Source organism: Streptomyces sp. NH27 (assembly GCF_056859195.1).
Window position 1 is genome coordinate 1 of record NZ_JACEGK010000451.1, and the last position, 6,614, is coordinate 6,614.

Sequence of the window (6,614 nt, forward strand, 5' to 3'; positions counted from 1 at the left end):
GTACTCGGACGTGCCCGGTCGTGCTCAGGCGGCGCCGGCGTCAGGCGTCGACCTTCTCCATGACCTCGTCGGAGACGTCGAAGTTGGCGAAGACGTTCTGCACGTCGTCGCTGTCCTCCAGCGCGTCGATGAGCTTGAAGATCCTGCGGGCCCCGTCCTCGTCCAACTCGACCTGCATGGTGGGCAGGAAGTTGGCGTCGGCGGAGTCGTAGTCGATGCCGGCCTCCTGGAGGGCCTTGCGGACCGGCACCAGGTCGGTGGCCTCGCTGATCACCTCGTAGGACTCGCCGAGGTCGTTGACCTCCTCGGCGCCGGCGTCCAGGACCGCGCCGAGCACGTCGTCCTCACCCAGCTCACCCTTGGGGACGATCACCACGCCCTTGCGGTTGAACAGGTACGACACCGAGCCCGGGTCGGCCATCGAGCCGCCGTTGCGGGTCATCGCCACGCGCACGTCGGAGGCGGCGCGGTTGCGGTTGTCGGTCAGGCACTCGATGAGGACGGCGACGCCGTTCGGCCCGTAGCCCTCGTACATGATCGTCTGGTAATCCGCGCCGCCGGCCTCAAGACCCGCGCCGCGCTTGACCGCGCTGTCGATGTTCTTGTTCGGCACCGAGCTCTTCTTGGCCTTCTGGATGGCGTCGAAGAGGGTCGGGTTACCGTCCGGGTCCGCGCCGCCGGTGCGCGCCGCGACCTCGATGTTCTTGATCAGCTTCGCGAAGAGCTTGCCGCGCTTGGCATCGATCACGGCCTTCTTGTGCTTCGTCGTAGCCCATTTAGAGTGGCCGGACATCCGACAGTCTCCTTCGCGTCACCAGTGCTGTTCTACGTCGCGTGTTCTTCGTCGCGCGCTCGATCCTACCGGGATCCGGTCAGCTCCCCGCGCGCACGGCGGACACGAAGAGTTCATGCACCCGGTGGTCGCCGGTCAGCTCCGGGTGGAACGACGTGGCCAGCACGTTTCCCTGCCGTACGGCGACGATGTGGCCGTCGTACTCGGCGAGCACCTCGGTGTTCGCGCCGACCGACTCCACCCACGGCGCGCGGATGAAGACGCCCTCGACCGGGCCGCCGGGCACACCCCGGACATCGACGAACGCCTCGAAGGACTCGTTCTGCCGGCCGAAGGCGTTACGGCGCACGATCATGTCGATGCCGCCGAACGTCTCCTGTCCCGACCGGGGGTCGAGGATCTTGTCGGCGAGCATGATCAGGCCGGCGCAGGACCCGTAGACCGGCAGCCCGTCCCGGATCGCGGCGCGCAGCGGCCCGGTCAGCCCGAACAGCGCGGCGAGCTTGGAGATCGTGGTGGACTCGCCGCCGGGTATCACCAGCCCGTCCACAGCGGCCAGTTCCTCGGGGCGCCGGACAGCCGTGGCCGCGGCGTCCGCCGCGGCCAGGGCTGCCAGGTGCTCCCGGACGTCGCCCTGAAGGGCCAGGACGCCGATGGTGGGAGAACTCGTCATCGTCGCCTTACCAGCCGCGGTTCGCGTAGTGCTCGGACTCCGGCAGGGTGTCGATGTTGATGCCGACCATGGCCTCGCCGAGGTTGCGGGAGGCGTCCGCGATGGCCTTCGGGTCGTCGAAGAAGGTGGTGGCGCGGACGATGGCCGCGGCGCGCTTGGCGGGGTCGCCGGACTTGAAGATGCCCGAGCCGACGAAGACGCCCTCGGCGCCGAGCTGGCGCATCAGCGCGGCGTCGGCGGGGGTGGCCACACCGCCGGCGGAGAAGAGCACGACCGGCAGCTTGCCGAGCTCGGCGACCTCCCGGACCAGCTCGTACGGAGCACGCAACTCCTTGGCGGCGGCGAACAGTTCGTTGTTGTCCAGGCCGCGCAGCCGGGAGATCTCGCCCTTGATCTGCCGCAGGTGGCGAACCGCCTCGACCACGTTGCCGGTGCCGGCCTCGCCCTTGGAGCGGATCATCGCGGCGCCCTCGGCGATCCGCCGCAGCGCCTCGCCCAGGTTGGTGGCGCCACACACGAACGGGGTGGTGTAGGCCCACTTGTCGGAGTGGTTGACCTCGTCGGCCGGGGTCAGCACCTCCGACTCGTCGATGTAGTCCACGCCGAGCGCCTGGAGCACCTGGGCCTCGACGAAGTGGCCGATCCGGGACTTGGCCATCACCGGGATGGACACGGCGTTGATGATGCCGTCGATCATGTCCGGGTCCGACATGCGGGCCACGCCGCCGTCCTTACGGATGTCGGCGGGCACCCGCTCGAGCGCCATGACGGCGACGGCGCCGGCGTCCTCGGCGATCTTCGCCTGCTCGGGGGTGACGACGTCCATGATCACGCCGCCCTTGAGCTGCTCGGCCATGCCGCGCTTGACGCGGGCGGTGCCGGTCTCGGGGGACGGGGTAGCGGACGGGGAAGCGGTGGACACAGTGACCTCACTCCTGGCGACGGGTGTCATTTCGTCCATCGTCCGGCGGTGGTCGGATCACCGGAAAGGGCCAATTCGGCGCAGGTGGCTCCCCCGACGTGCCTACGAGGTGGTAGCGGCCCCGTCCGCGGTCAGCACCGGCGGCGGACGGTCGTCCATCTCGAAGGCGAGCGGGAACGGGGCGTGGCCGGCCAGTCGCAGCCAGCGCACCACCCGGTGCCGGCGGACCGCCCGCGCGGCGCGCACCGCGTCGTTGTGGAACCGCCGGGCCATCGGCACCCGGCGCACCGCCCGGGTCAGCTCGCCGACCGCCTCCGTCCCGCCGGGTGCCGCGTCGATCTCCGCGACCGCGTCGGGCTCGGCGAACACCGCGCGCAGCGCCTGGCTCAACTCGCTCTCGGCCACCTCGCGTTGGTCCGGCTCGGCCTGCCGGGCCGCGTGCGCGGCTTCGTACAGCACGATGGACGCGGCCGGGTCGAGCACGCCCGAGTTCGCCAGTTCCTGCGCGACCGAGGCGCGGCGCAGCAGTTGCGCGTCCAGTGCGGCGCGTGCCGCGTCGATCCGCGCGTGCAGGCGGTCCAGGCGGCCCGCGGTCCAGCTCAGGTACAGCCCGAGCACGATCAGTGCGGCTACTACGCAAATCAGGGTGGTCACCGCGGCACCCTATTCCCCCGGGGTGGTCCGTTCTGTCGCTTCCGGGACCTTGCGCCCGGTGGGTGGCTGGGGGTACCTCCCAGCCCACCACCACAGGTGGTCCCTGAACCGGCAGAACGCACCACCCCGGAGGGTCAGGGCGCCGGCCGAACGGCCTCCGCGCCAACCGTGACGGTCTCGTAGACGGACAGGATCTCCGCGGCGACCACGGACCAGTCGAAGCGCCGTACGTGCGCGGACGCGCGGGTACGGAGCTGGTCGCGGCGGGCCGGGTCCCCGAGAACGCGGACGGCGGCAGCCGCGAGCGCGTCGGCGTCGCCGTTGGGGAAGAGCTCCCCCGCGCTGCCTTGCGCCAGCACCTGCGCGAAGGCGTCGAGGTCGGCGGCAAGCACCACCGCCCCCGCGGACATCGCCTCCACCAGGATGATCCCGAAGCTCTCCCCGCCGAGGTTGGGCGCGACGTAGAGGTCGACGCTGCGCAGCAGCCGCGCCTTGTCCTCGTCGCTGACCATCCCCAGGAACTCGACCCGGTCGTGGAGTTCGGCCGGCAGCGGCTCCAGCGCCTCCTGCTGGTCGCCGCGCCCGGCGACGAGCAGCCGGGCGCCTGGGCGCTCCCGGAGGATGCCGGGCAGCGCCCGCATCAGGACCGGCAGCCCCTTGCGGGGCTCGTCGATGCGCCCGATGAACCCGATCGTGTCGCCCTGCCACTCGGGCCGCGGCTCCGCGCTCGCGAAGAAACCGACGTCCACGCCATTGGGGATGACGACCGCGTCGCCGCCGAGGTGTTCGACCAGGGTGCGCCGGGCGTACTCGCTGACCGCGATCCGCGCGCTGATCTTCTCCAGGGCGGGCTGGAGGATCGGGTAGGCCGCGATCATGGCCCGCGAGCGGGGGTTGGAGGTGTGGAAGGTCGCCACGATCGGGCCGCGGGCCGCCCAGCAGGCGAGCAGCCCGAGCGACGGGGAGGTGGGCTCGTGGATGTGGATGACGTCGAACCCGCCGTCGTGCAGCCAGCGACGCACCCGCGCGGCCGACAGGAAGCCGAAGTTCAGCCGCGCCACGGAGCCGTTGTACGGCACGGGCACGGCGCGGCCGGCGGAGACCGCGTAGGGCGGCAGCGGCGTCCCGTCGTCGGCCGGGGCCAGCACGGACACATGGTGGCCGAGGGTGATCAAGTGCTCGGCCAGGTCGCGGATGTGGAACTGGACGCCACCGGGGACGTCCCAGGAGTACGGGCAGACGATCCCGATCCTCAAGTTCGCTCCGTCCCGGGGTGCTCGGTCGACGTGGTGGATCCGGCTGACCGCGATGCGTCGTCCGACGCGGGTCCGGACGCTGATCCATCGTTCGACGCTGATCCATCGGTCGACGGGGGTGCAGCGGTCGACGCGGACAGGTCGTCCGACGCGGGTACGCCGGCCTGCGCCGGCGCATCCGTGGTCGCCGGCGCCGCCACCGACGTGGACGCCTCCCCGGGCCCTGCGGGTTGCCCCTTCTCGGCCGCCCGCTGCGGCAGATCGCTCAGCCAGAGCCGTTGCAGCATGTGCCAGTCCTGCGGGTGCTCGGCGATCCCCGCCTCGTACACGTTCGCCAGCACCTGCGTCATCACCGCGGTACGGCTCGCACGGTCGCCGTCGGCCGGGACCTCGACCGGCGGGTGCACCATGCCCTGCATGACAGGCGAGTCGTCGTACCAGAGGGTGACCGGGAGCAGCAGCGCGCCGGTCTGCTGGGCGAGCATCGCCGGGCCGGCGGGCATCCGGGTCTTCTCGCCGAAGAAGTCGACCTCCACGCCGCTCCTGGACAGGTCGCGGTCGGCGACCAGGCAGACCAGGCCGCCCGCGCGCAGCCGCCGCGCCAGGGTGCCGAAGGCGGCGCCGCCGGAGTGCGGCAGGACCTCCATGCCCAGGCTCTCGCGGTAGGCGACGAACCGGTCGTAGAGGGTCTCCGGTTTCAGCCGCTCGGCGACGGTCGCGAACGGCGTCTCCAGCTTGGTGGTGACCCACGCCCCGGCGAGGTCGTAGTTGCCCATGTGCGGCAGCGCGAGGATGACCCCGCTGCCCGCGGCGAGCCCGTCGGTGAGCCAGTGCACGTCCTGCGGGGCGAAGCCGGTGCGGATACGGTCCTTGCTCCAGGCCGGCAGCCGGAAGGACTCCATCCAGTAGCGCAGGTAGGAGCGCATGCCCTGCCGGGACAGTTCGTGCAGCCGGTCGGGTCCCGCGCCGGGCACCACGCGGGCCAGGTTCGCCTCCAGCCGCTGGACGCCCTTGCCGTGCTGCCGCCAGGCCGCGTCGGCGATGGTCCGGCCGAGCGCCCTGGCCGCCGGTTCCGGCAGCGTCTTCACCGCGCTCCAGCCGAGCCCGTACAGGCCGTCGGTGAGGCGTTCCTTCACACGCCGCTCCCCTGGCCGACCGCCCGCTCGGCCGCCTCGGCCTCGGCGGCCTCCCGGTGCACCGTGACGACCCGCTGGATCAGGGTGACGAGGCTGCCGACCGCGACCACCCACAGGGCGATCGGCAGCAGCCACTGGATGCCGGGTACGCCGAAGGTGCGGTGGAAGCCGGCGAGGCCGCACAGCACCAGCGTGATGACCAGCCGCTCGGAGCGTTCGACCAGACCGTTGACCGCGACCTTGAGGCCGATCGCCTCGCCGCGCGCCTTGGTGTACGAGACCACCAGGCCGCTGGCGAGGCAGAAGATGGTGACCGCGCACAGCACGAGGTTGTCGCCGCCGCCGGCGTACCAGAGCGCGAGACCGCCGAAGACGGCGCCGTCGGCGACGCGGTCGAGGGTGGAGTCCAGGAACGCGCCCCAGCGGCTGGAGCGGCCGGCCTGCCGGGCCATGTTGCCGTCGACCAGGTCCGAGAAGACGAACAGGGTGATGACGACGGTGCCCCAGAAGAACTCGCCCCGGGGGTAGAAGGCCAGTGCGCCGGCGACGACACCCGCGGTGCCGATCAGGGTCACCGTGTCCGGCGACACCCCCTTGCGCAGGAGGAATCCGGCGAACGGCGTGAGAACACGCGTGAAAAACGCACGCGCGTACTTGTTCAGCATGGCCTTCCCGACAGGTCGGTGGAGTTCGGAGCAAGGGTGTACGAAGCGGCCGAACACGGCGGCCCGTACGGCCGCCGGATGCCCCATCGTAGTCAGACGCGAATGTGGGTGCCCCTGACCCTCCAGGGTGGTGTGTTCTGTCGGCTCAGGGACCACCTGTCGGTGGTGGGCTGGTCGCGCTGTTCTCCCCCAGAGCTTCGCCTGGGTGGGGGTGCTCCCGGCGAAGCCAGGGGAGTGCCCCCACGCGCCCCTGTGTATGTGCGGCTCCCTCCGTCCTCAAGGGTTCGCGCGCCCCATTTCGGGCGTACCGTCGAAGAGAACCTGTACGCACCCGCGGAGTGACCCCCGGGAGGCGGGAAGCATGAGTGGTGGCGGTAGGAAGGACGCGGTTCCAGGGGCCGCCGGAGGCGTGACGACGGCGGCTCCCGCCGGGAGTCGCCCCGAGACGGTGCGCAACGTGGTGCTGGTCGGCCACAGCGGTGCGGGCAAGACCACGCTGGTGGAGGCGCTGGCCC

At 71.5% G+C, this 6,614-nt stretch carries 7 protein-coding genes; all 7 read right to left on the reverse strand.

What is annotated here, in order from left to right; genetic code table 11:
• Positions 1-40 precede the first annotated feature (40 nt).
• Positions 41-793, reverse strand: a complete 753-nt coding sequence (locus tag AC13HU_RS28870) for a YebC/PmpR family DNA-binding transcriptional regulator (protein ID WP_328461563.1) — start codon at positions 791-793, stop codon at positions 41-43.
• A gap of 79 nt (positions 794-872) precedes the next feature.
• A complete protein-coding gene (pdxT, locus tag AC13HU_RS28875; RefSeq protein ID WP_483044903.1) occupies positions 873-1,466 on the reverse strand; it encodes a pyridoxal 5'-phosphate synthase glutaminase subunit PdxT in 594 nt (197 codons plus the stop codon).
• A 7-nt stretch (positions 1,467-1,473) separates the two neighbouring features.
• The gene (gene pdxS, locus AC13HU_RS28880; protein WP_483044904.1) at positions 1,474-2,418 is read right to left on the reverse strand and encodes a pyridoxal 5'-phosphate synthase lyase subunit PdxS; all 945 of its coding nucleotides are present in this window, start codon (positions 2,416-2,418) and stop codon (positions 1,474-1,476) included.
• 72 nt (positions 2,419-2,490) lie between these two features.
• Positions 2,491-3,042, reverse strand: coding sequence for a LemA family protein (locus tag AC13HU_RS28885; protein WP_483044905.1), 552 nt, complete (start codon positions 3,040-3,042; stop codon positions 2,491-2,493).
• A gap of 134 nt (positions 3,043-3,176) precedes the next feature.
• Positions 3,177-4,298 carry a glycosyltransferase family 4 protein gene (locus AC13HU_RS28890; RefSeq protein ID WP_483044906.1) on the reverse strand — a complete coding sequence of 374 codons (1,122 nt, stop codon included), beginning with the start codon at positions 4,296-4,298 and terminating at the stop codon, positions 3,177-3,179.
• Positions 4,295-5,434 carry a phosphatidylinositol mannoside acyltransferase gene (locus AC13HU_RS28895; protein ID WP_483044907.1) on the reverse strand — a complete coding sequence of 380 codons (1,140 nt, stop codon included), beginning with the start codon at positions 5,432-5,434 and terminating at the stop codon, positions 4,295-4,297. Before AC13HU_RS28895 ends, AC13HU_RS28890 begins: the two co-directional genes overlap by 4 nt.
• Positions 5,431-6,186: a phosphatidylinositol phosphate synthase gene (gene pgsA / locus AC13HU_RS28900; RefSeq protein WP_483044908.1), complete on the reverse strand. Its 756-nt coding sequence runs from the start codon at positions 6,184-6,186 to the stop codon at positions 5,431-5,433. The genes AC13HU_RS28895 and pgsA overlap by 4 nt, the downstream gene beginning before the upstream one ends.
• Positions 6,187-6,614 lie beyond the last annotated feature (428 nt).

Excerpts from the sequence above, each read along its gene's own strand:
- pgsA (WP_483044908.1), bottom strand. The coding sequence starts at position 6,186 with ATGGGGCATCCGGCGGCCGTACGGGCCGCCGTGTTCGGCCGCTTCGTA.
- pdxS (WP_483044904.1), bottom strand. The coding sequence starts at position 2,418 with ATGACACCCGTCGCCAGGAGTGAGGTCACTGTGTCCACCGCTTCCCCG.
- AC13HU_RS28870 (WP_328461563.1), bottom strand. The coding sequence starts at position 793 with ATGTCCGGCCACTCTAAATGGGCTACGACGAAGCACAAGAAGGCCGTG.
- pdxT (WP_483044903.1), bottom strand. The coding sequence starts at position 1,466 with ATGACGAGTTCTCCCACCATCGGCGTCCTGGCCCTTCAGGGCGACGTC.